Raw genomic sequence first — 23,819 nt, forward strand, 5'->3', positions numbered from 1 at the left:
ACCCCCTTGGGCGCCGGTGCCGGTGAGGCCAGGGTACGGCGGCCGTCAATGCCCTGGGCACGGCGAAAGGCCCCCACCGCCGCGGCGGTGGGGGCCTCTTGGTCAGGTGTCGGGGGTGTCTGGGGTGTCGGGAGCCAGGGTCCGCGTACGCCGGTCGACCCGGTCCACCGCATCCCTGAGGCTGTGCCCGGAGTTCGGCCGCAGCTCATGCTCCATCGAGGTGATCCGGCCCTCGATCCGGCCCAGACGCGTCATCACCCCCGGCCGCTCCGGCACCCCCGGCCGCGACGGCACGCCCTGCCAGTCATCGACGAACTCGTCCACCCTGGCGGCAGCCCGGCGCACGATGCGGATCACCCGGACGGCCAGCGTCACCAGTCCGGCGATCGCCACCAGGGCCACACTCCAGAGCACCAACTGGTCCACCGCGGGCACCCCGGTGCTCTGCCCGATCTCCGTTGCCGTCATCTCGGCTCCTCACCACCGCCGTACGCCCGGCGCCTCAGTGCCGCCAGGTCCTGAGGGCTCAGCTCCTCGCCCGGACGTGACCCGTACGCGGGCGGCCGGGCCCAGCCGAGCAGCATCCCGGCCGCCACCTGGAGGGGCCGCCAGGCGAGCCGTTCGGCCAGCCACTCAAGGCCGCGGAAGACGAGGTAGTAGGCGCTCACCAGGAGGGCGAGCACGACCAGGGCGGCGTCCTCGCTGTCGACCGGGATACCGAGCCGCCCCGTCAGGGACAAGGCGAGGCCCACTCCCACCGGAACGAAGGTGCGCATGGTGCTGATGAACAGGCTGTTGCTCTGCATGGTCGGGCCCTATCAGGAGAGGAGGAGGCGCCAGGTGAGCGGACCCGGGTAGCCGTCCGGGTCACCGGCGAGCGCGGGGGTGGCGCGCTGGAAATCGGCCACGTTCGCCTTCGTGTGCGTCGTGAACTGCGGCCCGGGCTGGTAGCCGTCGCCGTCGTGGTGCCGGGTGAACCCGCGCCGGATCAGCCCCCCGTCGAGCGTGACGACAGCAGGGTTGCTGCGGCCGAGGACGAACGCCGACCGGCCCGGGAACGGCGGCACGGCGGCCGTCCTCTTCTTGCCGGGCAGCTTGCCGAGCAGCTGGTGCAGACTCACCGGGCCCGGCACGCCGTCGGCGTCCTGGTGCGGCGCCGTCCCCGTGTAGCCCATCGCCAGCTGGAACAGCTGATAGTTGCGGGTGTCGGCGTCCGACCAGCGCGGCCCGGGCCCGACCCGGTAGTGGCGGCCGAACCCGCCGTCGACGAGGGCCTCGCCCACCGCGGTGACGTGCGCGCCCTCGGCCCCGTACCCGTACTCCAGCCCGTTGATCGTGACCCGGTAGCGGGCCACACCCCCGCCACTCGGCACCGGCGTACCGCCTGTGTCGCCCTGCGGCCGGTCCCCGTCCGGCCGCACCGCACCCGCCCGCACCCACCCGTACAGCGGCTCCCCCGGGCAGGCGGTCGCGTAGCCGTCGCGGTGCCCGCGGACCTCGGCGCCCGCGGCGCCGCCGGTGCGCAGCCAGCCGATCGCGTCGACCAGGCCGTCCAGCATCGCGTCCGTCGGCACGACCAGGCCGGACGCGCCGAGCATCGCGCACACCGCATAATGCGCCGAGTTCAACGCGCTGTTGCCGTTGGCGCCGGTCTTGCGGTGCAGGCCGCGCCCCTCGAACACCGCGCCGTGCGGGCAGACGAGCGCGTTGTAGGCGATGTCCGAGTAGTTCTCGGCCCTGTTGGCGAGGTGGGCGGCCTGGATGTCCCGCACCCGCCCCGCACACGTGCTGTGCGCGGCCTCGGCCGCCAGGCTCTTGGGCACGTACGTGCCCTCGTAGTGGATCTTCACGCCGTCCGTGCGGGCGATGTAGGCGAGGTCGTAGCGGGGTGGTCGGGCACCCCACGCGGACCGGGTGATGAGCTGCATCGGGCCTCCTAGCGGGGCATAGAGAGGCCCCGGAGCCAGGCGGCGCCGGGGCAGGGGGTCGGGGGCTGGTCGGCTACGCCGACGGCTCGAACAGGACCCAGGCCACGGTCGAGGTGTCGGTCGCGCTGCTTGAGTCGACGGTGAATCCGACGCCCGGGTCGGTGGTGACGGACAGGTGCCCGAGGGCGCCGCCCGCCGCCTGGCGGAACAGGGCGACACGAGTGTCCGCGGTGACCGTCGTGTTGGCGACGGTGACCGTCCCGCCTGCCAGAGTGCTGACCCCCATGCGGGCGTTGGCGCCCTCGGCGATCGCGATGCCGCCGCCGACGTGGAGGTCCCCGGCGACGTCGGTCGGCGGTGCGAACGCGTCCACGGGCGCAGCGGTACCACCGCTGCGCTCGGCGACGTTCAGCCCGCGGCGAAGGACGGTGTTGCCGCCGCCGTCGGACCAGCCCGCGGCGTCTGCGTGCAGGAAACCGCAGCCCACGGACACGTAAGTGCAGCCGGTGAACCGGGCCCCGTACTGGGGCGAGTTGGCCTGGCTTCCGTCGTCGTCGGTGCCGGGGTAGCAGGTGACCATGCCGACGAGGACCGGGACCGTGGCGCCGGTGCAGGCGAGGCCCGCGTAGTCGCCACCGCCCGCCCCGCCGTTGCGGCCGTCGCGGCGGGTATGCAGGTTCTCGATCTGGATCGGCGGGTTGCCGGTCGCGTCGACCAGGACGCCGTTGTGGCCGTTGCGGTCCGTCGAGCAGTCACCGACCAGCATCCCGCCGCTGCCCGTACCGGTCGCCCAGTCACCGGTGATGTGGATGCCGTCGCCGTCGTTCCACTCGGCCCGGCTGCCGAGCAACTGGGAGTTCGCGGCGTTGGCGATCTCGAACCCGTTGCCACCACAGCCGATCGCCTGGCAGTCCACCAGGGTGACGTCCGTCATCACGTCCAGGGCGAAGCCGTGCCATCCGGCGTTGTCGACCATGACACGGTGCAGGCGCCACGAGTACGGGAAGGACCCGGCGTTGACCTCCGTGTGCACGCCCGCGCCGGTGACCCTGCGGATCGTCACGTCCCGGAGGCCCACGTTCTGGATGTTGCCCGCGGCACGGATGCCGTCGATGCCCGGGGTCGCGAGGTCCACCCCGTCGATCATCACGCGCAGGATGCGCTGCTCAGCCGAGATCGTGGAGTAGCCGCCGTCGATCTCGTCGAGGAACTTGATCACCGCGTCGCCGACGAATCCGGGCAGCGGTCTGAGGTAGCAGGGCGGATCCGTCAGGTTGGGCACCGTCATCAGGTTGGCGTGCGTGCCCATCAGCGTGACCGCGGGCGGGATCGTCAGCGGGGCGCTGGTGCGGTAGGCGCCTGCGGGCAGGTAGACGATGCCGCCCATCGGGCACGCGGCCAGCGCGGCCTGAATCGCCGCGGTGTCGTCGGCCACGTTGTCGCCCTGGGCGCCGTAGTCGCGGACGTTGAGCCAGTCCCGCACCGATCCGGGAGGGCCACCGGCGCTCCCGGTGCCTGCGTCTCGGGCCGCGATCCACGCGCGGGAAGTCCCGCCCGCGTCCGCCCACATGCCGGTGATGGAGTCCGGGCCGGAGAACGACGGGAGAGCCCCTGTCGCGTCCGTCACCATCTCGCTCACCGGGCTGCCCTCGGCGTCGAGGAGATCGGTGTACTGGCTGCCACCGTCCGCCGCGTCCCAGAACGTCACGGTCACCCCGGCGCCGACGCTCCACAGGCCGTCAGTCGGCCGGATCACGTAGTCGGCCATGCCCCGGCCGTACTGAAGTCTGGCCATGTCAGTTCACCACCCAGCTGAGCCCGGACGCAGGGGCCACTACGGTGCCGGTGGCGATTGAGGGTTTGTTCGTCAGCCACACCTGCCCCGGGGTGTCGCTGTTGTTGCCCGCGTAGATGGTGATCCGGCCGATGTCGAGGCCGGTGATGTAGACGAGCCCGAACTGGTCCCGAGTGGGGTGCCGGTACTCGGCGGGGATGAGTACCGGCAAGCGGCTGGGCGTGGTGTTTTCGAGGGTGCCGCCCGTCCGCTGGAATGTGCCGAGTCTCAGGTGCACGTTGCCGTTCTTCTCCTCCAGCACGCTGCCCACCTGGACGCTCCACACCGATACGGGCGAGTCGATGTCGACCAGACCAGAGTGTGAGTAGACGATCTTCCAGGCACTGCCGGTCCAGACGCGCACCCGGTCGGTGTCGGTCTCGTAGCAGTGCTCGCCGATGACCGGGTTGGGGTTGCGGGTGGTCGAGGTGCACGGACGGCAGCGGCTGCCCACGTACTGCTCGGTCCGGGCCACCGTCACCGAGGACGCCCCGGTCAGGAGAGTGACCCGGGCGAGCGGGATCTCGTACAGCCCGGTGTCGCCCTCGTCTTGCACGAGCGTGGGAGCACCAGACCCGGGTGTGCCCTCGCGGACGACAGCGCGCACAGTCCAGTCCGAGCGGTCGAGGCGCAGCACCACCAGGTCGACCCGGGTCGACCCAGACGCGTTGGCGCTGATGGGCAGGGTGTCGCCCGTGCTGTCGCACATCCACGCGTGGCCACGGACGGACGCGAAGACGTCCGCGCGGATGTTGACCGACAGGCCTACTCCGGGCGTGACCACCGCGGTGTCGGCGGGGGTTCCGTACACGCCGTCATCACTGAACCGGGCAGCCAGCTCCTCATACTCGGCGTCGGTGACGTTGCGTGTGTTGTGGCCGGGGGACGGCCAGGACGCCTGCGCCATCTCTACCTACCTCGTTTCCAGTCGGCCGAGTCGTCGGCTCAGGGCGTGCAGCTGCTTCAGGACCTGCGGATCCGATGTCGCCTCGGCGGAGCCGATCAGGCTGGTCACGTACTCGCCGGTGGTCGGGGTGGCCTGGAGGTGGATGGACCGCACGACCTCGGCGATCTCCAGCCCGGTCGGCAGAGCCACGGTCACGCGGTCGCCGAGGCCGTAGTGGACGCCTGCGCGGAGGTCCTCGGTGTCGACCGTCACGGTCGCCAGCTCGACCGTCGGGCCGTCCTCGGCGAGCGCGGCGTCGCCGTCGGCGGTGAGTTCGCCGTCGGCGTCGGTGTCGGCGCCGCCGTCGATGTACTTCTCCACCCGCCACCAGTCGGCGGCGGCCGCGGCGTTGGCGCGCTCCACGAACGTGCGGGTCGGGCTGCCCTCGGTCTCCGTCCCGGCGACCAGGGCGTGGGTGCCGGTCGGCGCGCTGAGCTTGTAGGTGAGGGCGCGCAGGTTGCCCAGGCCCGCACTGAATCGGGCGGTGGCGGTGAGGTCGGCGGGCTGGTAGCAGCCGAACCGAATCTCGTCACCGACCTGCCGGGTGCGGAACCCCATGCCGCCCCACACGGACACCCGGCGGCAGAACGCCAGCACCGGCTCGAACCGCGTCTTCGCCGACCACGTCGCGCCGATCCCGGCCGCCGGGTCCAGGACGAGGTGGGGGATCTGCCGCGCCGCCAGCGCGCCCGGCCCGCACGTCTCGTCGACGACCGTTCGCACAGTCGTCTCCGTGTTGGTGCTGTGGAACAGGCGGTAGGTGTGGGCGGGCTGCGCCGTCCACGCGGCTGCCGGGTCGGGCCAGGTGATGTATCCGGCGATCCGTCCGAGGTCGTCAGTGAAGTTCACCCGCACCCGGCCCGGCGGCGCCTCGCCGTTCTCGCCGATCCCCCAGGCGAAATCCTGTGGGATCTCCAGAGGGCCCGCGCACCAGATCGCTTTGTCGCGGATGACGACCAGGCGGTGGCCGGGCTGGAGCTGCTCGATGACGTCCGCCCGGGCGGGCAGGTCGACGAACCCGCTCGCGGGCTCGTTGAACCTGATCGTCACGTCGAGGTTGGTCCAGCCAGAGAGCGGGTCGCCGAGCACGGCCAGGTCCTCATCGGTGACCAGGAGCTGGATCGCCACGCGTCCACCTCCTCACTGCTCAGGCGGTCTCGTACCGGGGGTTGAACGTCAGGTCCACGGCGCTGCCAGGGCCGGAGCCGTCGAGCTGGAACGTCACCGCGGTGTCGCCGGGATCCAGCCCCCACAAGGTGGCGTCCGGCCAGTTCAGGGCGCCGACCCAGTTGTCACCGTTCTGGTAGCGGATCTGCGGCGGATCGGTGCGGACGATGACCTGCTCACCCGCGAGGAGATTGCCGTGCCCGATGGCCGGAGCGTTGGGGTCCAACACGAAGGACTCGTCTGTGTCGGTCCTGGTGAAGGTCACCAGGCTCGCCGGGCCGGTGATCGTCCAGGTCGGCCAGACGATCGTGTCGCCCGGGTTGTTCACCACCGTGGCGCCGAGGACCTGCGAGGACGACACCGACGGGTACGGCTGAAGGAAGTCCTCCCCGACGCCCTGCTCCCGGTGCACGGTGACGGCCTGGGAGTCCACCCAGTACGGATCCTCGCACCACAGGGTCAGCGTCGCCGAGTCCCAGGTGATACCGGTCGCGGTCTGCCCGCGGCCGTCGTAGCCCTCCCGGTAGTACACGCTGATCCACCGCATCGAGCCGTCCGGCCGCGCGACCTCCAGCCGCCCCGGGCCCTCCTTCGGCCGCAGCGTCCGTGTGAACGCCGTCGCGACCGCACGCCAGTTCCGGGTGAACGCCATGTGGTCGCTGCCCTTGACCAGGACCGGCCACACGATGTTGCGGGCCAGCGGCTGCACGTGCCGCAGCCGTTCACCCCCGCGGGGGTGCGGGTCCGACGTCAGCGCGTACGGCGCTGCCCCCAGCCCGGACACGCCCTCAGCGAGCGTGTACCAGTCCCCGGCAAGGTTGGTCATCGGCCACCGGCCACCGACCGGGTCGACGTAGGTGATCGACGCGTAGCCGATCTCCGGGATGGAGATCGGCTCCAGCTCGGGCGAGGTGACGTCCGCTGCTGTGACCAGGGGCATTTACCGGGGCCTCCCCACGCGCTGCCGCGCTTCCTCCTGCCGCTGCAACAGCCGCAGGTCCTCCGCATCGATCACCGACGACCGGGGGTAGACGTTGTACGACACCGACGGCCGCTCGTCGCGTGACGCCCGCGAGCTGGCCACGGATGCGGCGGGCATCCCGGGCCGCGGCGCCGGACGGCCCACCGGCAGCCTCAGCGCGTTGAGGTCGTCGAACAGCCGCTGCCCGTACCGCTCGACCGCCGCCGCCTTGACCATGTACTCACCGGTCGACCCCCACAGCAGGATCGAGTCCGACGTCGGGGTGCCCGGCCCGCGCAGCAGTCCGCCGTCCGGGTAACTGGGCAGGGGACCGCCGTCGGCGTAGCCGCGGATCGGGCCGCCCTGGGCGTAGCTGCCTGGCCTCCTCTTGTTGCGGTTGCGGGCCTCCCCGGTGGCGCCCTGTACCAGGTAGTTCGTCACCACGTAGGTGGTCGCCGTCTTCCCGTCGATGCCGTCGAGCTTGCGGCGGGCCGCCTCGATCTGCCGTTCCAGCTGGCTGATCTCCGCCCGCACTTGTGCTTTGCGGGAGTCGGGCACACTCTTCAGCCGCGCCTTGGCCCGGTCCAGCTTGGTCTGGAGGTCTTCCATGTTGCCGCGCAGCTTCGCGGTCTTGTCCGGGGTCTTGAGGATCTGGTCCGCCAGGGCCTTGGCCTCGGTGCGGTTGAGGCCCATCTGCATGGCGTTCTTGATCAGCTGCTGGCGGCCGCGCTCATAGATCCCGTTGACCTCCTCCCACGACGCCCCCGACTCCCGCGCGCTCGCCGTCGCCTCGTCGGTCTTCGCGGCGAGGTCGTTCAGCGACGTCGCCGCGGCGCGCTGCTTCTCGGTGTTGAGGACCAGCCGCCCGCCCTGCATGTCGAGGACGCCCGCGTTCTCCTGGGCGGCCTTGCTGGCTGCGTCGATCGCGGCCTCGAACCCGATCATCCCCGAAAGGCCTTGCCGGTTGACGTCGTTCAACGCCTGGATGCTCTGCCTCAGCCCGTCGGCGCTGGCCCGCTGCTCGTCCAGCCGGGCCTGCACTTTCTGTGACTGGGCACCGAACAGCCCCATGCTCTCGGCGGCCAACTTCTGTTCCAGAGCCTGACCAGCCAGCGCGGCCTTGTACGCGTCGAGCTGCCCGCGTACCTCCTCGGACGTCGTCCCCTGTTCCTCGAGCTTGGTGATGATCTCGTCCAGACCGGCGGCCGCCAGGCCTGCCTGCCCGTTCGACACGAGTCCGGCCAACGCCTCGTCAAGCGCGTTGATCTCGTCCTTGGAGTTCTTGACCGGGGTCGAGTCCATGCCGATCAGGCTGGTCAGGAACTGCTGGACCTGGTCCAGGCCCTCCGGGTCGACCACCCGTTGGATGCTCTCCGCCAGTCCTGAGAGATCGTCGCCGTAGACGCGCACAGCTTCGCCGCTCAGCTTGCCGGACCGGCCCAGTTCAGTGATCGACGTCGCCAGCGCGTCGACGTCGGGCCTGGGCTTTTGGCTCTTGGACGACAGGGCGTCGAGTCCGATGAGGAGTAGTCCTAGCCCGGTGCCCGCCATGGCCAGCTTGGCGGTGCGGGACAGGCCGGTGATGGCTGCGCCGGTGGCGCGCATCGGCCCGGGCGCACCGGCCGCCGACGCTCGCATGGCGCCGATCTGGACGCCGAGGGCGGCGATCGCCGCGCGTGCGGCGCCGGTGCCGACCGCGGCGAGCTTGACGGCCTTGATGGCGATGGCCAGCTGGAGGAACGCGGTGATGGCCTCGGGCGGGACTGCGGCCACGACGTCGGTCAGGACGTTGACGACCTCGAGCATCCCCACGCCCACGTCGCTGCCCGCTTCGAGGACGTTGAGGAGGGCGTCGGCGACGTTCTCCAGGGTGTCCCAGACCAGCGGCCCGTTCGCCGCGGCGTAGTCCATCCACCGGCTGAGGCTGCTGTCGTCCAGCTCCCCCGCCTCGGCCTTGGCGAGGAACTCGGTCAGCTCGTCGACGGCGTTGCGCATCGTCCGTTCGGAGAACGCTGTCACCTTGCCGGTGAGTGCGTCGAACCCGGGCGTGGAGATCGCGCCGCCAGCGAGGGTGATCAGCCGGTCGAACTGAGTGCTGGCCCCCTTGACCAGGCCGGTGGTCGTGGGCAGCAGCGCGTTGGTGACGGCGATGCCCTTAGTGAAGGGCGCCATCACGTCACCGGCGAGGGAGTCCGACCACTCCTGGTAGTTGTCCTTGAGCAGGCCGACCGCGACGGCCGCCTCCCGCGTGGCGGGAGGGAGTTTCTCCAGCTGGCGCTGGTACTCCGCTTCGGCCTTGAGTGCTTGCTGCGAGGCGGCGCCGTGCTCGGCGACGGCGTCGTCCCACTTCTGCTGTGCGTCGGTCGCCTCGCCGATCGCGGAGATCTGCGGGCCGAGCGCGAGGGCGTAGGCGCCTGCGGCGAGGGTGACGGCGCCGAGCTGCCCGGCGACCGCGGCCGCCGAGCTGGCCAGGCCCGCGGCCGCCGGGATCGCCGCAGGCAGCAGGCTGATCAGGTTGGCCTTGAGGGACTCGCCCAGCTTGCTGGTCTCGTCCGACAGCGTGCCCATGCTCCGACGCACGATCGCCGTGCGGTCGTCGACGAGCTGCTGCGCGTCGGCCAGCGACAGGAACCGCCCCTGGAGATCCCTCAGGTTGCCGTCGGCGTCCGTCGTGATCCCGGCCAGCCGCAGCCGCAGCCGGTCCGCGCTGTCCGCGGTGCCGTTCATCACCCGCGACAGCTCATCCCGCCCGGCGAGGGTGAACGTCAAGCGCTCCGGCATGGGTCACCTCCTCACCGTGCGGCGATGTGCCGCTGGATCCAGGCCACGGCGTCCTCCAGCTCGTCGACGGACAGCTGGCGGATCTCCCAGGGGCGGATGTGCAGGTAGTGCGCGAGCAGCCACCGCCACTCGCTGATCAGGCCGCGGAGTCCTTGCGGCGCGCCAAGTGGCCTTTTCCCAGGGCATCGAGCGCGGCGTCGACGTCGCCGGGGTCCTGCGCCAGCTTCCGCAGATGCGGGGTGAGCACGTCGATCGTCGAGTCCTCCGACTTGGCGAGTGCCTCGCGCATGACGTTGGTGAGGGCCTCGTCGATCTCGGGGCGCTCCAGCCGGGCACGGAGGCGGCGCCGCCAGCCGGGGACGTCGAACGTCGCGAACTCGAGGTCGGGCTGCTCGCGGCGCTGGAACGCCCACAGCACGGCGCGCATGGCGGTGGGGTCCTGTGCCTGAAGGCGCATCTCGATGCCCCGCCATGGGACGTCGCCCATGGCCTCCTCGATGGCGGCGGCCTCGAGCGCCGACAGGTCGTCGGTGGACACCCGGCGCTCGGTGCCGTCGTCCTGCACGTGGGTGATGATCACGGGTGTGTTCCTCGTTTCACTGAAGGTCGCGGCGCACATCGCCGAGGACTCGTTCGACTTCGGCGCGCATCCGCGGAAGTCCGGCCTGTACCCGGCGCGACCACCATCCGGCCTCGGACCGCTGGTTCACCCAGCGGCGCCGGTTGGCGAACACGGGGTGCCGCAGGCGGCCGTCCTGGTTGATCTGGTTCAGGACGTTGCGGGCCTGCGGCTCAATGCGGCTGCGGTCGATCCAGACGCGTGCGCCTGGACTGCTCGTCGTGCGCACCGACAGCCGGACACCACCGGCGAGCATCTGCCGGAAGGGGCGCGTCGTGGGCGACGGTCCCCCGCGCGGGGTGCCGCCGTCGCGGCCGCGCTTGCGTCCCTCCGACTGCAGACGCATCGTCAGCACCGCGTCCTGCAGTTCGCGGTGCAGGGGCTCGGCGGCGCGGCGGACACGGCGGGCCATGTTCTGCCTGAGCCGTGGACCACCCGCCGTACGCAGACGGCGGGAGAGGTCCACCAGCTGGCCCGTCCCCAGGACCTGCACACTGCGGGCCATGGTCAGACCGTGGCGGGAATGTCGACGTTCTCGGCGGGCTCGGACGTGATCGCGAACTGGCACATGATCTGCGCCGCCTGGTCCAGCTCCCGCACTTTGGCCTGGGACGTGACCGTCACCGGGTACACGTCCATGGTTTGGGTGGGGACGTCGCCCTCGTCCATCCACACGATGAACCCGGTGGCCTCGCGCACCAGGAGGGTGCGGACGTCGTCCGCCGTCTTGGACGCCCAGAACGTCAGCGAGCTGTCGGACGCGGTGATCTCACCGCCGACGACCGGCGTGAACCGCGAGCCGAGCGCCGGGGTCGGCACGGTCCCGGAGGTGGTCTGCCAGCCCGCCATCGCGCCGGTCTCGGCCTCCAGCGCTGTACCCGCGTCCAGCTCGGACCGGGTGGGGGCGTTCTTGTTCGCGATCGTGGGGACCCACAGCACGCGGGTGATGCCCCGCCGGTAGTACCGGGTGGACGCCTGGATCGGAGTCGCCATCAGCTCTCATCTCCTTCTCGCCGACGGCCCGTCGCCGCGGCCGCCGTGTGGGGCTGGCCGTCCACGACGACCCAGCCCGCCCGCTCGTGATGCCGGACCGAGACCTCCGGGACCTCGATCTCCTGTTCCACGCCGTCGTGCTTCATCCGCACCACTGCACGCGCTCCTCTCGTCAGATGAATCCACGGCCGGTCACGGTCATCAGCAGCCCGGCCGAAGCGCCCTGGGTCGTCTGTTCCTGAATCAGGCGTGTGGCGCCGACGCCAGCCTCAAGCTCGGCGAGGCCGAGAGTCGGGCTGGCGTGCAGCCACGCGATCACCTGGGCGCCGATGGCGTAGACCCGCGCGCGGGCCGCCACGATGTCGTCGTCTCCTCGGTTGGAGATCGCAGCCACAGTGACCTGGAACTCCTCTTCGCGGCGGGTACCGAGGCCGACGAACTGCGTGACCGACTGAGCCGCCTCCACGTCGCCGTTGGGGTCGCCGCTGTAGCCGACGATCAGCCAGTCCTCAGCTGCGGTGTCGGATACCTCGGGGCCGTCCGTCACCCGTACGCCCTCAAGCGCGGGGTCGGTCCTTCCCAGCCCGACGAGGGCCTCGATCACTTGGGGGATTCGGGAGTCCATCTACGCCAGTCCTGGTCCTTGGTCGTCCGGGTTGAGCAGCTGCACAGCCCGGTTGGGGATCGCGTAGCCGAGGCCGGGGATGGGCTCGGTGACGCTGAAGTCGTCGCGGGCGCCGGGCAGGGCACCGCCGCGGGTGGGCCGCTGGGTGGCCCACAGGTGCTGCAGGATGATGCGGGCGGCGCCGCTGATGTTCTCGGCCACGGTCAGGCGCCCGGCGCGGTAGGTGGTGCGCAGCGGCCCGCGCAGCAGGCCGCCGTCCTTGCGGCTGACGATGCCGACTGCGGCGTCCACGTTCAGCTGGCCAGGGTCGTACGAGGTGCCGCCGTCCAAGAGCGGCTCCACGGCTGTGACCTCGAGCACCGGCGGCCGTCGCAGGGCAAGTGCCTGGACCGCCCCGACGGCGTGGTCCTCCACCACCGTGCGGATGACGACCGGGCCGGTGAAGTATTCCACCGCGGTGGCGGTGGCGTTGTTCCAGAACGTGACCTCGTCGTCCTCATGGGTGCTGGTGAGGTTCAGGTGCTGCTTGGCGTCCCGCAGAGACAGGATCGCGGGAGCCTGCTCGGGCCGGACGTCGAGGACGTCGGTGGATGCGTGCACCGGGCCGGTGAACGTCCACCGCACGGTGTGACGGCCGGGCACGGCGGTGACGTAGTCGGCGTAGTACCTGCCGGTCTGCTCAGGCGGGTTGGTCACGGCCGGGGTGGCGGTGGTGCCGTCCGGCAAGGTGATGGTGACCACTGCGGTGTCGGCGTTGGTGAGGGTGCCGCCCGGATCCCGGCAGTCGGCGGTTAGGCGTGCGGTGACGCCCAGGTCGAACGGCACGGCTCACCCCCTGCTCAGCGAGTCTCGATGACGTCGCCGCGGCCGCCGCCTCGGGACGTCTCCGCGGTCCGCTCCATATGGGTCTGGTCGTTGACCTGCGCGCGTTCGAGGATCGAGCCGCGCTGGCCGACGATGCCCTTACGGGGCTGCTCGGCAGCCTCTTCCACCTGCAGCACGCGCATGGCTTCCTCCTCACCGACGCCGTCGAGGTAGGCGAGGACGTCGCTGACGTTGTGGTCGGCCGGGTTGAACATGACGGCGTCGTCCTCGTCGTCCTGGTCGCTGGTGGCGTTGGGGTTGTCGGGGTCGGTCGCCGCAGGCGGGACGTGATCGCCGGGCGGCGGGGGGCCGTTGACCGTGGGGACAGACGGCGGGTCCTGGTCGGCCAGCTCAGCCCGGACGCCGTCGGCCCACTTGGTGGCCGTGTCGTCGTCCAGGTCGACCAGGTCCCCCGGCTGCCACGAGAAGTCCAGGCCTCCGATGGCCTGCAGTATGCGGATCGTGGCCATCAGGTGCGGTCCACCGGGCTACGGCGCGGGTTGGACAGTACGACCGACGCGGCGTAGATCCCGCCGGTGGCCGCACCCGCGACGGTCACGGCCACGCGCAGGTAGCGGGCCGCGCCGAGGTAGCCGATCTCGTAGACCGCGTCGTCGTTCGCCGAGGTGATCTCGGGCTCGGCGCCCTGGAGGTCGGCGTCCGCGACGGCCGCCCAGGTGGCGCCGTCGTCCGACTCCTGCACGGTGAAGGTGTGCGTGCCGTCCGTGACCACACCGGTGTCGATGACGACCAGGGCGTCCTGGAAGCGGGCGCCGCTGGCGGCACGGTCCACGGTCGTGCCGTCCGCTGTCGCGGTGCGCGCAGCCGGTGCCAGCGTCCGCTGCACCAGCGCGTTGTCATACGGGTTGGGGTGCATGGGTGGGTCCCTCCCAAGGGGAGCAATGTCGGGGCGTGAGGGCGCCCGGGGCCGCAGCACAGGGTGAGCGGCCCCGGGCGGGCGCCGGTCAGGCGGCGGCGTGCTCGTACGCGGCGATCGCCGAGGGGTCGTCGACCATGCCGTCCAGCTCGGCGTAGCCGAAGAACCCGGACTGGAGGTAGTCGGCGTACCGCTCGTTGAGGCGGATCGTGGTCACGCCCTGGACCTGGCGCACGACGTACCCGGCGTTGAAGTCACCGAAGACGATCGTCTTCGCCGAGGCGGCCGGGGTCGGCATCTTGTTGTCGATCGTGTACGGGTAGCCGTTCAGGGTGGCGGCGAAGCCGGGTGCCGGCACCGGCACCCACAGCGGCCGGCCGTCGCCGTCCTTCAGCTTCCGCAGGACCTTGAGGGTCTGGTCGTGCATCAGCCACCGGCAGCTCTGCCCGCGGTACGCGGGATCGATGCTGTGCTCCAGGTCCACCAGGTCGTCGTAGATGACGGAGGTGGTCTGCCCGGCCGCCCCGGTCGTGCCGGTGCGGACCTGGGTGATGAGGCCCTCGGGCTGCTTCACGCCGCTGCCGGTGATGAGGTAGCCCGCGGTCGCGCGGCCGATGCGCTCACCCAGCTTGCGCGGCAGCCACGACTCGACGTCGAACGCGCTGTCACGCATCAGCTTCCACGACAGCTTCACCAGCTTGGACGTGAAGATGTAGGCGCCCAGTTCACGGCGGCCGACGTTCAGGTCCTGCTCGGGAACCTGCTGGTTCTCCGAGAGCAGCGCGCCCTCGTTGTTCGTGTCGTCGTTGGTCGGCCACGACAGGTCACCGCCGTCCGCGGTGGTGATGACCTGGCAGATGTTCAGCAGGCCGCCGTAGGCCCGCATCGTCTCGGTCATCGCGTTGCGGAACGTCTCCGGCACCAGGTAGCCGCCCGCGGTGTCCGGGGTGGTGCCCATGGCCCGCGCGTCCGAGGACAGCCGGTTGAACCCGCCCTGGAGCAGCTGCCGCTGCTCGGTCTGCAGGCCGTCCATCCCGTACCGCAGGTACAGGCCGAACGCCTCGGCGTAGCGTGCGTGTTCGGCGTCGGGGTCGTCGCCGCGGTCGCTGGTCGTGACGATCTGGTCGCGGTCGACGGTGGACAGCTGGGCCATGCGCTCGAGGCGCTCAAGGTCGCCGGATACCTCGGTCAGCCGGGTCTCGGCCTGGTCCCAGTTGCTCCGCTCGTCGGCCGTCAGGTCGCGGTTCTCGCCCTCGGCCGCCTGCATGATCTCCTGCATCCGGTGCCAGAGCGTGTTCTGCTCGTCGACCAGGCGCTGCCGCCTGGCCAGAGTCTCGGTGGGCATGGTTGCTCCCCTCTCAGGGTGTGCCGACCACCCGGCTCGGGGCCGGGGGTGGCGGGGTCGGGTGGGTCAGCGGGCCAGCCGGTAGCGTGCGGCCAGGGCCTGCATCCTGCGGTCGACCGAGGACCGTGACAGCCGAGTGGCAGTGACCGGCTCGGCGTCGGTGTCGGTGCCGCGAGTGGACTCACCCGGCTCGCGGTCGATCGTCGGCAGCAGCTCGAGCAACTCGGGGCGGTACTGCGCCCGCTGCTCGATCGCGGCGCTGTCGCCGCGGTGTACGAGGGCGGCCGCGACGGCGCGCAGGCCTGCCTCGGTGTCGTCGTACGCGGGGAAGGTGACAGCCGATACCTCGAACAATTTGACCTCGCGCAGGATCCGCAGCTCGGCCTGCACCGTGTCACCGTTCTTGGTCTCGACGTCGATCAGCTGCCAGTCGTCCTTGACGACCTGGAAGCCGAAGCTCATGCCGGTGATGTTGCCGTTCCGTACGTTGGCCTTGAGGTCGTTCACGTACGACAGGGCCGGGTCGAGGGCGGAGTCGACGGGCAGCCCCTTGGAGTCCTCGGCCAGCTCGAGGGTGCCAGCGGATACCCGGGACACCACGTAGTAGCTGTCGTGGTCGATCAGGAACCGGCTGTCGCCCTCGTCGATGGTCTTGGTGAACGCGCCCTCGGCGATCTCCTCATAGAACCCCCAGCGCAGCGGGTTGCCGATGCTGGTCCGGGAGTTGAACTTGGCGGCGTAGCCGATGAACCGCTCCGCTCCGTCGCCGGTGGCGCGAATGGAGAGGCCTGCCGTGGACAGCGGCAGGCGGCGGCGCTCCTCAGTCGTTGTCCTCGTCAGGGTCCTCATCGGTGCCTTCCTCCGGCTCGGTGTCGGGTTCGGTCGGGTCGGGCTCCTCGCCCACGGTGAGCAGCCGCTGAGCCTCGGCGAGCAGCGCGGCCGCGCGCACGGCCGCGGGCAGCTGCTGGTTGGCCGCCAGCAGCCGGACGGTGTCGCGGGCGCGCGCCGAGGGCGGCGCGTCCGGGGCGAGCGGGTTGACGCCGAGCGGCGCCATGTAGGTGGGCTGGAGGTAGACGTCACCGCCCTTGCCCGCGGGCAGCGGCGGGAGGTCCTCGAATCCGCGGATGTCGTCCGCGGCGAAGGCGCCGACGTCGCGCATCGCCCGGTAGAACGTCGCCCTGGCGGTGCTGTCGCCGCGCAGCAGTCCCTGCACGCCGTACTTGGCGTACTGGCTGGTGGGCAGCAGTTCCTTGGTGATGCGCTGTTCGGTCGGCGCCAGCCATGTCGGGCCGAGGTCGAACACCACCCAGGCCCCTGCCTGCTGCTCAAGGCCCGTCCCCCACGACGTCGACTTGGCGGTCTCCATGAGCAGGAACAGCGGCACGCCGAACATGCGTGCGATCTCGGTGTTCTGGAACTCGCGCGACTCGAGGAACTGCGCGTCCTTGTACGGCATGGTCACCGTCTGGAAGGTGGCGCCCGAGTCGAGTACGGCGATCTCCTGGCTGTTGCGCCAGCCGCCCATCTTCGCGGCCCATCGCTTCTTCAGCGCGTCGGCCTGGTCCGGCTGGAGGCGCTGCTCGGTCTGCAGCACCCCGGCCATGATGTTGCCCTTGCCGAACAGGCGGGCCGCGGTCTTCTCTGCGGACTGGGCCAGGCCGATGCCCTCAGCGGCCAGCCGGACCGGTGAGCAGCCGGTGACGCCGTCGTAGCCGAGGCCGGGGAAGTGCAGGACCTCCCGTGACGTCATGGCGTGCTGGACGCCCCAGTCGTCGGTGACCTCGAACACCTTCCCGCTGGGGAGCATCGCGTCGGGCTTCACCTTCCCTGCCCGCACGCGGTCCGGCATGAGCGGCCACAGCTCGGTGACGACACCGGCCCGGTTGCGGACCTTCTGCAGGTAGCCGTTGCCCCACAGCACGCGGTGCACGTACTGCAACCGCCACAGCTCCAGCGGGGTCATCTCCGGATGCGGGTCGGCCAGCAGTGGCGCCTTGGCCCGGTCCCTGGTGCCCTGCACGTAGGTGTGCAGCGGCAGGTGTGCGGACACCGAGGCGATCAGCCCCACCGACCGCCACACGGCAGGCATGTGCAGCGACGTCCGCTCCGTGACCGACGTCCCCGACTCGTTGGGCACCGCGCCGAGGTAGTCGGCCACCGCCTCAGCGGTCAGGGGCAGCGCCGGGTTCTCCAGGCTGCGCCGCTCGAACAGACCGAACAGGCTCATCCCTCAGCCCCCCGTCGACGCGGCCGTACGGGCACCAGGCGGGCCATCTCGCGTTCCACGGCCACAACCCCCAGCACCCCGCCCAGCATCAGCGCAGCGGGCACGTGCAGCATCGCCACCCCGGCCAGGAACAGGACGACGAACGCGACCTCGGCCGCAAGCAGCAGCTGCCCCTGCGTCGGCCTCGCGATCTTCACCATACGTTCGGCGGCCCTTCCTGCTCGGCGTCGTGGTACGTCTCCCAGCCCCACACCGCGTACGTCCCGGACACCAGCGGACTGACGTCCACGCCGTCGCTCCTGCGCGCCCACAGCCATGCGTCGCCGACCTCCCGTTTCTTGGCGCCAGCGAGTGCAGCCGCCATCGGCGCCTGACCGAGGTGACGCAGCGTGCCCTCGGTGACCCGGTCCTGGAACTGCCCGCAGGCCTGCGTCAGCTGCCGCACCTTGGGAGAAACCACCAGCTCAGAGCGGTCCTCGCGGGTGGGGTCGTCCTCGTACTTCAAGGCCTTGCGCAGGAGCGGCGCCAGCGAACCCGCCGGGCCGCCCTCGTCGATGACCCACGCGCACGGCATCCACCGCTGGTCGCGCTCGAGGACCCAGTCGACGACCCAGTCCGTACCGGGCCGGTGCGCCACGGTCTCAACATGCACGCCGTCCCCGGAGCCACCGGCCACTGAGATAGCCGTCCACGTCCGCTCGGGCGTCGTCTCGATGGAGAACGCGACCGGGTCCATGGGGCGCGATGACGGGTCCTCGCAGGCCTCCCACACGGTCTTACTGATGACCTGCCACGTCTCGTCCGTGACCTCGGGGTAGTCGCCCACACCGAGCCGCTCACGGTCGAACAGGTCCGCCCGCATCGCGCGCATCTCCTGCAGCACGTACGCCGTGCGGATGCGGATGCCCAGCGCCGGGTTGGCCCGGGCAAAGGACCGCTCGTCACCGCGGTTGTCGTGCTGCTCGCAGACGATGTGGCCCTCGGCGTCGGTCGGGCACTCCTTCGTGTGGTGGTCGATGGAGAACTCGAGGTACGTCAGCGACGGGTCGGGGGCACCCTCCGCCAGCGCCCGGGCACGCAGCAGCGCCAGCTGCTCGCTCTCGTCGCCCAGGCCTGCGCTTCCGGTGAACACCAGCTGGGGGTTATGCCGGGCGGACAGCACGGGCATCAGGGCGCCGATCGGGGCCGCCCGCAGTTTCATCGCCTCGTCCATCAGGACCAGGTCGCCGGAGAACCCGCGGCCGGAGTCCCCGCCGCGGGCCAGGAAGCGGATGCGCGCCCCGTTGAAGAACTCGAACCCCTCCTCGCCGTGGGAGCGGCGTACGCGCTTCACGCGGCGGCTGAGGGCGTAGGACCCTTCGATGACCTGGTCCAGGCGCAAGAACGATTCCTGGGCGGTGTTGAACTGGTGGGCGGTGTGGATGACGAGCTTCCCGCCGAACAGGATCACCTCGCCGAGCTGGCGGGCCTCGAGGAATCCGCCCTTGCCGTTCTGCCGGGCGACGTTCAGGACGACGTCGAGGGAGGCCCACCGGCCCTCGTCGTCCTCGGCGAGGCTGTGGTGCAGGGAGAGCTGCTGCCACGGGTCCAGGAACAGGCCGGAGTCCTCGGCGAGTTCGACGCATTCCTGCCCGGCGGGCGAGCGGAAGTCGAGCGCAGCCTGGTCCTCGGTGCCGTCCCAGCGGCCGGTGTGGTGGTACTTGCGCCAGGGCACGGACAGAATCCGCGGCGTCTGGCAGCCGATCACCCCGCACCACCCTTACGGGCCGGAGGGGAGAGCCGCTGCTCACGGCGCGCGGTTATCTCGTCAATCTTGTCTCCGCGTTCCTTCGGGGGCGCGGCCGCGACGACCACGGCCATGGCCTGCCGCAGTTCGCGGGCGGCGGTCGCAGCCGCCTTGGGGTCGGGGGCCGAGTCGACCTCAGCGGCCAGGCGCAGCGCGGCCGCGGCCATGGCGTGGGCGGCCGGGTCCATGCCGAGGTCGGCGAGCTGGGCGGTGGTCGCCGCGGCGACGGCACCCCGGCGCAGGCGCCGCTTGGGAGCATCACCCATCGGACATCACCCCCCGTAACCAGACAGAAAGTTACGCAACGTTACAGGGGGGAAGTAACGGTACGTAACCGAATGGATGGCGACAGAGTGTCACTAATTCGCTGGTCCTCGGTTCGGTGGATTAAGGACCGTCGACGCGGGGAGAGATCCGGGCGACAAGGGCTTTTGGGTCGCCCGCCTGCTTCCTGAACTTTGAACCCACTCTCCCGCCCCTCGGCGCGACGACGTCGCTCACCGTGCTCGATCAGTGATCGTTTCGCGGTGATTCGTCACGCTCGCATCGCCGTGGCGGGCGGTCACCAGTCCCGTGACGCCTGGGCAGTCACACGGTGCGACCCGCGCCGCCTGTACTGGCTGTACCAGCGGGTGACCACCCGGTCCATGCCCGCCGACCGCATGGCCGCCACCCGCTCACGCACCACGTCTTCGCCGGGGTCGACGACGACGATGCGCGCGCCGAGCCTGCGGTAGCGGGCCAGTGCCTTGGTCCCGGGCATGGTGTGGATCAGGTAGACGTCGACGTCGTCGAGGTGCTTGACGGCCTCGTCGATGGCGGCGAACCGCGCACGCTGCGCGACGCGCTGCACGATCGGGTCCTGGTTCCAGGCCGGTGCGCCCGGGCCGGTGAGCGCCGAGGCGATGCGGTCCATGTCGATGACGATGTCACGGCGCGTAGCGTGCGCCTGTATCCACGTGCTCTTGCCCCCGGCCGGTGGCCCAGTGATCACGTACAGCATGGGGCTTCACCGCAGTTGCAGCACACTGCACCAACGCACCCACAGCAGCGGTCCGGTAGCTCGGTGCCGTCGGCGGGGACGGGGCATGGTGTCATCCGGCGATGTTCGGGTTGGCGAGGCTGTCAGTGAGGCTGACCTCGTCGTGTGAGCCGCGGACCTCCACCACGTTCGTGAAGGGTAGCTCACCGTCGGCGAGGGCCTGGGCGACGTGGGCCCACATGGTGGCGAGTTTCAGGGCTTCGGTGGACCGTACGCCGTGGAACTGAGCCTGGCGCCGCTCCTCGGCCATCCGCTCGCGCTGGTACGCGTGGTCACGGTCCTGGCGGGCGCGGGCGTCGTCCTCGTGCTTGATGGCCAGGTTGTACTCGACGGTGGCACGGCTGGCCCACTCGTATGCGTGGACCTGGGCGCAGCGTTGCTGGTAGGTGCGTTGCGCTCCGTAGTCCTGCTCTGTGTCCCTCACTGTCGCTGTCCCTCTCCGTCTGGCGTGTCGGGCCGGTAGACGTGGATGCCCTCGGCGGCGATCACCATGACATCGACGTTGGGCAGCCTGTTCCTGAGCCGGTCGGCGACCGTCTGCTGCTGAACCGCCGGTGCGTCGCTCCGCAGGCGTACGAGGAGCGCATCTCCTGGGCGTAAGACGCTCGTCTCGTCTGGCCAGTGGACGGTGTGCGGCTCGTCGGTGACGTGCTCGACGGACGTGGCGGCTCCGAGGCCGACGTCGGGCATGTCGAACAGGCAGCGCCCGGAGGGGAACTGGACTCCGTGGATGTCTGGCTGGTCGTCCCGGCAGACGACGAAGCGGCGAGCGAACTGTAGGCGCTCGATCATGACCGCGCTCCCCTCGGGTGGTCTCGTCGTCCCCGGCAAGTGACGTTGTGTCGGCCGAGGAGGCGGCAGGCGAGGCGGCGCGGTACGACGTAGGCGAACTCGCGGGGTTCGCCGATGAGGAAGCGCAGCCAGTATTCGGCGCCGGTGGCGGTGTGGCTGTACTCGTACCAGCGTGGTGGGGGTGGCTGGTGGCGGAGCAGGCGGGCGCGGGGGTCGTTGCTGTCGAGGGGGCCGAGGTCGACCATGGTCACCACCTCCTAGACGCGCGGGTCTGCGGTTGGGCGGTGGTGGTGCGGTTGCCGCGGGCGCTGTTGCAGCGGCGGTGTGCGCTGCGGGCGTTGGCGGGGTCGAGGAGGCCACCGCCGCGTGACAGCGGCGTGGCGTGGTCGAGGGTGAAGGCGAGCGGGTGCTTGCCTGCCTCGGGGCCGGTGATCCAGTAGGCGATCTCGCCGCCGCACCACCAGCAGGGGAGGCCAAGGGCGCGTTGCTGGGCGCAGAGGCGGCGGTAGGGGCGCCCGTTGCGGGGGTTACCGGCCACGGGCGCACCACCTCACAGGTCGTCGCCGAGGACCTCACGGCGGGCAGCGAGTGCCCTGCGGTTGAGCGCTCCCGTCATCCGGAAGAGGGCGAAGGTCAGCGCGAGGAAGCCAAGCACGAGCAGGGCCTGGGTGATGACGCTGACGATGTGGATGTCCTTGGTCGCGTTGGCGATGATCAGCAGGATGATGTTGCCGCAGACCCAGGCGAACCAGATGCGCAGCTTCTCGACGCGCACGGCGGTCTGGATGGCTTTGTAGTCGCTCACGGTCCCCCCAAGGACATCGACGCGGGTACGCAGGCATCATGGCGCGCTGCGCATGGGGCGTGTGGGGGCGTGGCTGTTCTGTGACGTGATCCCGCTGCCCGGCCGTGCCGCGGCGTTGGGGCGCCTGCGGGGGCTCGCCGCCCGCCGGGCAGCGGGGGTCAGGGGGTGGTGCCGGGTTTGAAGTCGGGGTGTCGGCCGCCGCGTTTGGCTCGGTCGGCGCCGTTTTCCCAGGCGTCGCGTTCGGCTTGGGCGAGGGGGCGGAGGTGGTAGAGGCGGGGGCCTTTGCCGGGGAGGGGGATGTGGGTGATCTTGCCTCGGTGGGCCCATTGGCGGATGGTGCCGGGCTGGACGCCGAAGTGGGCGGCGGCCTGGGCGACGGTGAGGAGGGTGCCGGGCCGGATTTCGTCGAGGGGCGGGTTGGGGAACTTCGGTGTGGTGGGAGGCATGGTCACCTCCGGGCGGGTATGGGGCAGGCCCCGCGCGGGGTGGTGTGCGCGGGGCCTGGGGTGTTTTTGGGCAGGGGGTAGCTGCTGTTTTGACGTTACAGCGTGTGTGCGGGGTTGTCGATGTTGGTTTGTGCAGGTGGGGCGGCCGGTCGGGGGTGGGGCTCGCGCAGGTTGCTGATGTAGGCGATGAGGGGGGTGGTGAGGCGGAACCATTCGCCGTTGAGGCGGTAGCGGGCGAAGGTGCGGTGGAGTTCGCGTTCGCGGCGGGTGTATCCGGGTTCGGTGGCGAGGAGTTCGGCTTCGGGGGCGTTGATGTCCCGCATCCGCTGGGCGAGGTGGAGGGTCTTGCCGATCTTGACGGCGGTGCCGGAGCGGACGAAGTAGACGACGCCGTGGGCTTCCTGGTCGGCTTGCTGACGGGCCTGCTGGCGGCCTTCGGGGGTGCGGAGCTGCTGGAGTCGCCTGTCCCGCTCGGCGGCTTCGCGTGTCCAGTGGTCGAGGAGGTTCGGATCGTCCATGGCCTCCAGTTGGAGGCGGGTGCGTTCGACGGCGATGAGGGTGGCGAGTTCGCCCTCCGGTTGTGTCCACCAGCTCGCGTAGCGGCGCAGGCCGGTGGAGGTGAAGTGGTCGTCGCACAGGGGCAGGGGTTCGGTGATGACCGGGGGGAGGCGGCAGGGGCCGCTGCGGTGGGAGGCGACGCATCGGGGGCCGCGGGGGGCGGGGATGGTGACGTGGACGCGGTGGCCGCAGCCGCAGCGGTAGTGGCCGCGGCCTCGGGGTGCGTCGGGGGTCATGGTTCTGCCGCAGGCGCAGCGCACGGTAGGTTCCGCCATGCCGGTCTTCCCTTCACGGATCGGTCGTGCCCTGGGGCGGAGGACAGCCGTCGCCAGGGCGTTCGATTTCCATGATTCCGTGAGGGTCTGACAGTGGCCCGGGGGTGCGGCGGCGGGGGGTGCGGCTCATGAGGCGGGGGTCCTCTCGGGGGTCGGGGGGTGTGGGAGGTGGTGGCCGCAGGTGTCGCAGAGGAGGCCGGGCTGGCCGTCGACGGCGACCAGGCCGTACGCCCGGCACTGGGGGCAGGGCGCGGCGGTGTACGGGCGGCGGTGGGGGTGGTGGCCGGTGATGGCGCGGGCGCGGTGGACGAGGTCGCCGACCTGGTGGTGCAGGTCGCCCACCCACTCCTGGGTGAGGGCGTAGGGGAGGTAGGCGGTGAGCCAGGTGCACCAGCCGGTGATGGTGTCGCCGTGGCGGGGGTGGGCGGCTTCGCAGGGGGTGGTGTGGGCGGTGCCGTGGGGGTCGCGGTAGGTGGCGGGGTGGGTGTAGGCGATGGTTCCGGCCCAGGCGTCGAGGAGGGGTCGGATGGGGGCGGTGCCGTCGTCGTCGGGGTGGCGGGCGTCGGGGTGGCCGGGGCCGAGGAGGGCCAGGACGCGCCAGTCGACGGGGGCTGGGGAGTGTGCGCGTCCGCCGCCGCGGCGTCCCTGGGCGGGGCTGGCGGACGATGCGACGCACGCGGCGAGCAGCTCGGCCTGCACCGGCAGCTCGGCGAGCCAGGCGCGCAGCTCGGCGGCGTGGTGGGGGCAGGCGTGGAGGCCCTCCCCAGCGGCGCGCGGGCAGACGGTGCAGCTGCTCACGGCTGGACCTCTCGCATGATGTCGAACAGGTGCTCGATGTCGGTGGGGGTGAGGTGGTCCCACTCGGCCAGGGCGGTGCGCAGCCGGGCGTCGATGTGGGCGGAGATCGCCGCGCTGGTCCAGTGCTGGGCCATCTCGCGGGCCTCGTCG

At 71.1% G+C, this 23,819-nt stretch carries 31 protein-coding genes; all 31 read right to left on the reverse strand.

Annotated elements, in window-relative coordinates:
* Nucleotides 1-102: 102 nt before the first annotated feature.
* The 31 genes from ABZ659_RS34520 to ABZ659_RS34670 all read right to left on the reverse strand — a co-directional run bounded on the left by ABZ659_RS34520 (nucleotide 103) and on the right by ABZ659_RS34670 (nucleotide 23,669).
* Nucleotides 103-468 (reverse strand): hypothetical protein, encoded by a 366-nt coding sequence (locus tag ABZ659_RS34520; RefSeq protein WP_360228501.1) that lies wholly within the window; start codon nucleotides 466-468, stop codon nucleotides 103-105.
* A complete protein-coding gene (locus ABZ659_RS34525) occupies nucleotides 465-806 on the reverse strand; it encodes a hypothetical protein (RefSeq protein WP_360228504.1) in 342 nt (113 codons plus the stop codon). Before ABZ659_RS34525 ends, ABZ659_RS34520 begins: the two co-directional genes overlap by 4 nt.
* Before the next feature lie 12 nt (nucleotides 807-818).
* Complete coding sequence (locus ABZ659_RS34530; RefSeq protein ID WP_360228507.1) at nucleotides 819-1,928, reverse strand: peptidoglycan-binding protein; 1,110 nt, start codon at nucleotides 1,926-1,928, stop codon at nucleotides 819-821.
* Nucleotides 1,929-2,001: 73 nt separating this feature from the next.
* Entirely contained in the window at nucleotides 2,002-3,723 is a 1,722-nt protein-coding gene (locus ABZ659_RS34535) for a glycosyl hydrolase family 28-related protein (protein WP_360228510.1), read from the reverse strand.
* A 1-nt stretch (nucleotide 3,724) separates the two neighbouring features.
* Nucleotides 3,725-4,669, reverse strand: a complete 945-nt coding sequence (locus tag ABZ659_RS34540; RefSeq protein WP_360228513.1) for a hypothetical protein — start codon at nucleotides 4,667-4,669, stop codon at nucleotides 3,725-3,727.
* A gap of 6 nt (nucleotides 4,670-4,675) precedes the next feature.
* Nucleotides 4,676-5,836 carry a hypothetical protein gene (locus ABZ659_RS34545; protein ID WP_360228516.1) on the reverse strand — a complete coding sequence of 387 codons (1,161 nt, stop codon included), beginning with the start codon at nucleotides 5,834-5,836 and terminating at the stop codon, nucleotides 4,676-4,678.
* A 19-nt stretch (nucleotides 5,837-5,855) separates the two neighbouring features.
* Entirely contained in the window at nucleotides 5,856-6,815 is a 960-nt protein-coding gene (locus ABZ659_RS34550) for a phage tail protein (RefSeq protein ID WP_360228519.1), read from the reverse strand.
* Nucleotides 6,816-9,617 carry a hypothetical protein gene (locus tag ABZ659_RS34555; RefSeq protein ID WP_360228522.1) on the reverse strand — a complete coding sequence of 934 codons (2,802 nt, stop codon included), beginning with the start codon at nucleotides 9,615-9,617 and terminating at the stop codon, nucleotides 6,816-6,818.
* Between the two features lie 136 nt (nucleotides 9,618-9,753).
* Complete coding sequence (locus ABZ659_RS34560; RefSeq protein ID WP_360228525.1) at nucleotides 9,754-10,197, reverse strand: hypothetical protein; 444 nt, start codon at nucleotides 10,195-10,197, stop codon at nucleotides 9,754-9,756.
* Nucleotides 10,198-10,213: 16 nt separating this feature from the next.
* Nucleotides 10,214-10,741: a hypothetical protein gene (locus ABZ659_RS34565; protein ID WP_360228528.1), complete on the reverse strand. Its 528-nt coding sequence runs from the start codon at nucleotides 10,739-10,741 to the stop codon at nucleotides 10,214-10,216.
* A gap of 2 nt (nucleotides 10,742-10,743) precedes the next feature.
* Nucleotides 10,744-11,229, reverse strand: coding sequence for a hypothetical protein (locus ABZ659_RS34570; protein WP_360228531.1), 486 nt, complete (start codon nucleotides 11,227-11,229; stop codon nucleotides 10,744-10,746).
* The gene (locus tag ABZ659_RS34575; RefSeq protein ID WP_360228534.1) at nucleotides 11,229-11,375 is read right to left on the reverse strand and encodes a hypothetical protein; all 147 of its coding nucleotides are present in this window, start codon (nucleotides 11,373-11,375) and stop codon (nucleotides 11,229-11,231) included. Before ABZ659_RS34575 ends, ABZ659_RS34570 begins: the two co-directional genes overlap by 1 nt.
* Nucleotides 11,376-11,401: 26 nt before the next feature.
* Nucleotides 11,402-11,833 (reverse strand): hypothetical protein, encoded by a 432-nt coding sequence (locus ABZ659_RS34580; protein WP_360228537.1) that lies wholly within the window; start codon nucleotides 11,831-11,833, stop codon nucleotides 11,402-11,404.
* 21 nt (nucleotides 11,834-11,854) lie between these two features.
* Nucleotides 11,855-12,679 (reverse strand): hypothetical protein, encoded by an 825-nt coding sequence (locus ABZ659_RS34585; RefSeq protein ID WP_360228540.1) that lies wholly within the window; start codon nucleotides 12,677-12,679, stop codon nucleotides 11,855-11,857.
* Between the two features lie 14 nt (nucleotides 12,680-12,693).
* Nucleotides 12,694-13,188 (reverse strand): hypothetical protein, encoded by a 495-nt coding sequence (locus tag ABZ659_RS34590; RefSeq protein WP_360228543.1) that lies wholly within the window; start codon nucleotides 13,186-13,188, stop codon nucleotides 12,694-12,696.
* Nucleotides 13,188-13,595 carry a hypothetical protein gene (locus ABZ659_RS34595; RefSeq protein WP_360228546.1) on the reverse strand — a complete coding sequence of 136 codons (408 nt, stop codon included), beginning with the start codon at nucleotides 13,593-13,595 and terminating at the stop codon, nucleotides 13,188-13,190. Before ABZ659_RS34595 ends, ABZ659_RS34590 begins: the two co-directional genes overlap by 1 nt.
* Before the next feature lie 88 nt (nucleotides 13,596-13,683).
* On the reverse strand, nucleotides 13,684-14,940 hold the full coding sequence (locus ABZ659_RS34600) for a phage major capsid protein (RefSeq protein WP_360228549.1): 1,257 nt from the start codon (nucleotides 14,938-14,940) through the stop codon (nucleotides 13,684-13,686).
* A gap of 66 nt (nucleotides 14,941-15,006) precedes the next feature.
* Nucleotides 15,007-15,789, reverse strand: coding sequence for an HK97 family phage prohead protease (locus ABZ659_RS34605; RefSeq protein WP_360228552.1), 783 nt, complete (start codon nucleotides 15,787-15,789; stop codon nucleotides 15,007-15,009).
* The gene (locus ABZ659_RS34610) at nucleotides 15,761-17,167 is read right to left on the reverse strand and encodes a phage portal protein (protein ID WP_360228555.1); all 1,407 of its coding nucleotides are present in this window, start codon (nucleotides 17,165-17,167) and stop codon (nucleotides 15,761-15,763) included. Before ABZ659_RS34610 ends, ABZ659_RS34605 begins: the two co-directional genes overlap by 29 nt.
* Nucleotides 17,164-17,367 (reverse strand): hypothetical protein, encoded by a 204-nt coding sequence (locus tag ABZ659_RS34615; RefSeq protein ID WP_360228558.1) that lies wholly within the window; start codon nucleotides 17,365-17,367, stop codon nucleotides 17,164-17,166. The genes ABZ659_RS34610 and ABZ659_RS34615 overlap by 4 nt, the downstream gene beginning before the upstream one ends.
* A complete protein-coding gene (locus tag ABZ659_RS34620; RefSeq protein ID WP_360228561.1) occupies nucleotides 17,361-18,881 on the reverse strand; it encodes a terminase in 1,521 nt (506 codons plus the stop codon). The genes ABZ659_RS34615 and ABZ659_RS34620 overlap by 7 nt, the downstream gene beginning before the upstream one ends.
* A 29-nt stretch (nucleotides 18,882-18,910) precedes the next feature.
* Nucleotides 18,911-19,219: a hypothetical protein gene (locus tag ABZ659_RS34625; RefSeq protein WP_360228564.1), complete on the reverse strand. Its 309-nt coding sequence runs from the start codon at nucleotides 19,217-19,219 to the stop codon at nucleotides 18,911-18,913.
* Between the two features lie 296 nt (nucleotides 19,220-19,515).
* On the reverse strand, nucleotides 19,516-19,956 hold the full coding sequence (locus ABZ659_RS34630; RefSeq protein WP_360228567.1) for an AAA family ATPase: 441 nt from the start codon (nucleotides 19,954-19,956) through the stop codon (nucleotides 19,516-19,518).
* A gap of 91 nt (nucleotides 19,957-20,047) precedes the next feature.
* Complete coding sequence (locus tag ABZ659_RS34635) at nucleotides 20,048-20,419, reverse strand: hypothetical protein (protein WP_360228570.1); 372 nt, start codon at nucleotides 20,417-20,419, stop codon at nucleotides 20,048-20,050.
* Entirely contained in the window at nucleotides 20,416-20,787 is a 372-nt protein-coding gene (locus ABZ659_RS34640) for a hypothetical protein (RefSeq protein WP_360228573.1), read from the reverse strand. The genes ABZ659_RS34635 and ABZ659_RS34640 overlap by 4 nt, the downstream gene beginning before the upstream one ends.
* Nucleotides 20,784-21,038, reverse strand: a complete 255-nt coding sequence (locus tag ABZ659_RS34645) for a hypothetical protein (protein ID WP_360228576.1) — start codon at nucleotides 21,036-21,038, stop codon at nucleotides 20,784-20,786. Before ABZ659_RS34645 ends, ABZ659_RS34640 begins: the two co-directional genes overlap by 4 nt.
* Nucleotides 21,035-21,325 carry an HNH endonuclease gene (locus tag ABZ659_RS34650; protein ID WP_360228579.1) on the reverse strand — a complete coding sequence of 97 codons (291 nt, stop codon included), beginning with the start codon at nucleotides 21,323-21,325 and terminating at the stop codon, nucleotides 21,035-21,037. Before ABZ659_RS34650 ends, ABZ659_RS34645 begins: the two co-directional genes overlap by 4 nt.
* A gap of 12 nt (nucleotides 21,326-21,337) precedes the next feature.
* Entirely contained in the window at nucleotides 21,338-21,592 is a 255-nt protein-coding gene (locus ABZ659_RS34655; RefSeq protein WP_360228582.1) for a hypothetical protein, read from the reverse strand.
* A gap of 158 nt (nucleotides 21,593-21,750) precedes the next feature.
* On the reverse strand, nucleotides 21,751-22,038 hold the full coding sequence (locus ABZ659_RS34660) for a helix-turn-helix domain-containing protein (protein WP_360228584.1): 288 nt from the start codon (nucleotides 22,036-22,038) through the stop codon (nucleotides 21,751-21,753).
* 95 nt (nucleotides 22,039-22,133) lie between these two features.
* Complete coding sequence (locus tag ABZ659_RS34665; protein WP_360228587.1) at nucleotides 22,134-22,871, reverse strand: GIY-YIG nuclease family protein; 738 nt, start codon at nucleotides 22,869-22,871, stop codon at nucleotides 22,134-22,136.
* Nucleotides 22,872-22,997: 126 nt separating this feature from the next.
* Entirely contained in the window at nucleotides 22,998-23,669 is a 672-nt protein-coding gene (locus ABZ659_RS34670; protein ID WP_360228590.1) for a hypothetical protein, read from the reverse strand.
* Nucleotides 23,670-23,819: the final 150 nt, after the last annotated feature.

The sequence above is a fragment of the Streptomyces sp. NPDC006997 genome, assembly GCF_040635175.1.
Taxonomy (GTDB): Bacteria; Actinomycetota; Actinomycetes; order Streptomycetales; family Streptomycetaceae; genus Streptomyces.

Bases quoted from the DNA above. Each gene is read 5' to 3' on its own strand.
- ABZ659_RS34520 (WP_360228501.1), bottom strand. From the start codon at position 468: ATGACGGCAACGGAGATCGGGCAGAGCACCGGGGTGCCCGCGGTGGAC.
- ABZ659_RS34525 (WP_360228504.1), bottom strand. From the start codon at position 806: ATGCAGAGCAACAGCCTGTTCATCAGCACCATGCGCACCTTCGTTCCG.
- ABZ659_RS34530 (WP_360228507.1), bottom strand. From the start codon at position 1,928: ATGCAGCTCATCACCCGGTCCGCGTGGGGTGCCCGACCACCCCGCTAC.
- ABZ659_RS34535 (WP_360228510.1), bottom strand. From the start codon at position 3,723: ATGGCCAGACTTCAGTACGGCCGGGGCATGGCCGACTACGTGATCCGG.
- ABZ659_RS34540 (WP_360228513.1), bottom strand. From the start codon at position 4,669: ATGGCGCAGGCGTCCTGGCCGTCCCCCGGCCACAACACACGCAACGTC.
- ABZ659_RS34550 (WP_360228519.1), bottom strand. From the start codon at position 6,815: ATGCCCCTGGTCACAGCAGCGGACGTCACCTCGCCCGAGCTGGAGCCG.
- ABZ659_RS34555 (WP_360228522.1), bottom strand. From the start codon at position 9,617: ATGCCGGAGCGCTTGACGTTCACCCTCGCCGGGCGGGATGAGCTGTCG.
- ABZ659_RS34565 (WP_360228528.1), bottom strand. From the start codon at position 10,741: ATGGCCCGCAGTGTGCAGGTCCTGGGGACGGGCCAGCTGGTGGACCTC.
- ABZ659_RS34570 (WP_360228531.1), bottom strand. From the start codon at position 11,229: ATGGCGACTCCGATCCAGGCGTCCACCCGGTACTACCGGCGGGGCATC.
- ABZ659_RS34575 (WP_360228534.1), bottom strand. From the start codon at position 11,375: ATGAAGCACGACGGCGTGGAACAGGAGATCGAGGTCCCGGAGGTCTCG.
- ABZ659_RS34590 (WP_360228543.1), bottom strand. From the start codon at position 13,188: ATGGCCACGATCCGCATACTGCAGGCCATCGGAGGCCTGGACTTCTCG.
- ABZ659_RS34595 (WP_360228546.1), bottom strand. From the start codon at position 13,595: ATGCACCCCAACCCGTATGACAACGCGCTGGTGCAGCGGACGCTGGCA.
- ABZ659_RS34600 (WP_360228549.1), bottom strand. From the start codon at position 14,940: ATGCCCACCGAGACTCTGGCCAGGCGGCAGCGCCTGGTCGACGAGCAG.
- ABZ659_RS34605 (WP_360228552.1), bottom strand. From the start codon at position 15,789: ATGAGGACCCTGACGAGGACAACGACTGAGGAGCGCCGCCGCCTGCCG.
- ABZ659_RS34610 (WP_360228555.1), bottom strand. From the start codon at position 17,167: ATGAGCCTGTTCGGTCTGTTCGAGCGGCGCAGCCTGGAGAACCCGGCG.
- ABZ659_RS34615 (WP_360228558.1), bottom strand. From the start codon at position 17,367: ATGGTGAAGATCGCGAGGCCGACGCAGGGGCAGCTGCTGCTTGCGGCC.
- ABZ659_RS34625 (WP_360228564.1), bottom strand. From the start codon at position 19,219: ATGGGTGATGCTCCCAAGCGGCGCCTGCGCCGGGGTGCCGTCGCCGCG.
- ABZ659_RS34630 (WP_360228567.1), bottom strand. From the start codon at position 19,956: ATGCTGTACGTGATCACTGGGCCACCGGCCGGGGGCAAGAGCACGTGG.
- ABZ659_RS34640 (WP_360228573.1), bottom strand. From the start codon at position 20,787: ATGATCGAGCGCCTACAGTTCGCTCGCCGCTTCGTCGTCTGCCGGGAC.
- ABZ659_RS34660 (WP_360228584.1), bottom strand. From the start codon at position 22,038: ATGCCTCCCACCACACCGAAGTTCCCCAACCCGCCCCTCGACGAAATC.
- ABZ659_RS34665 (WP_360228587.1), bottom strand. From the start codon at position 22,871: ATGGCGGAACCTACCGTGCGCTGCGCCTGCGGCAGAACCATGACCCCC.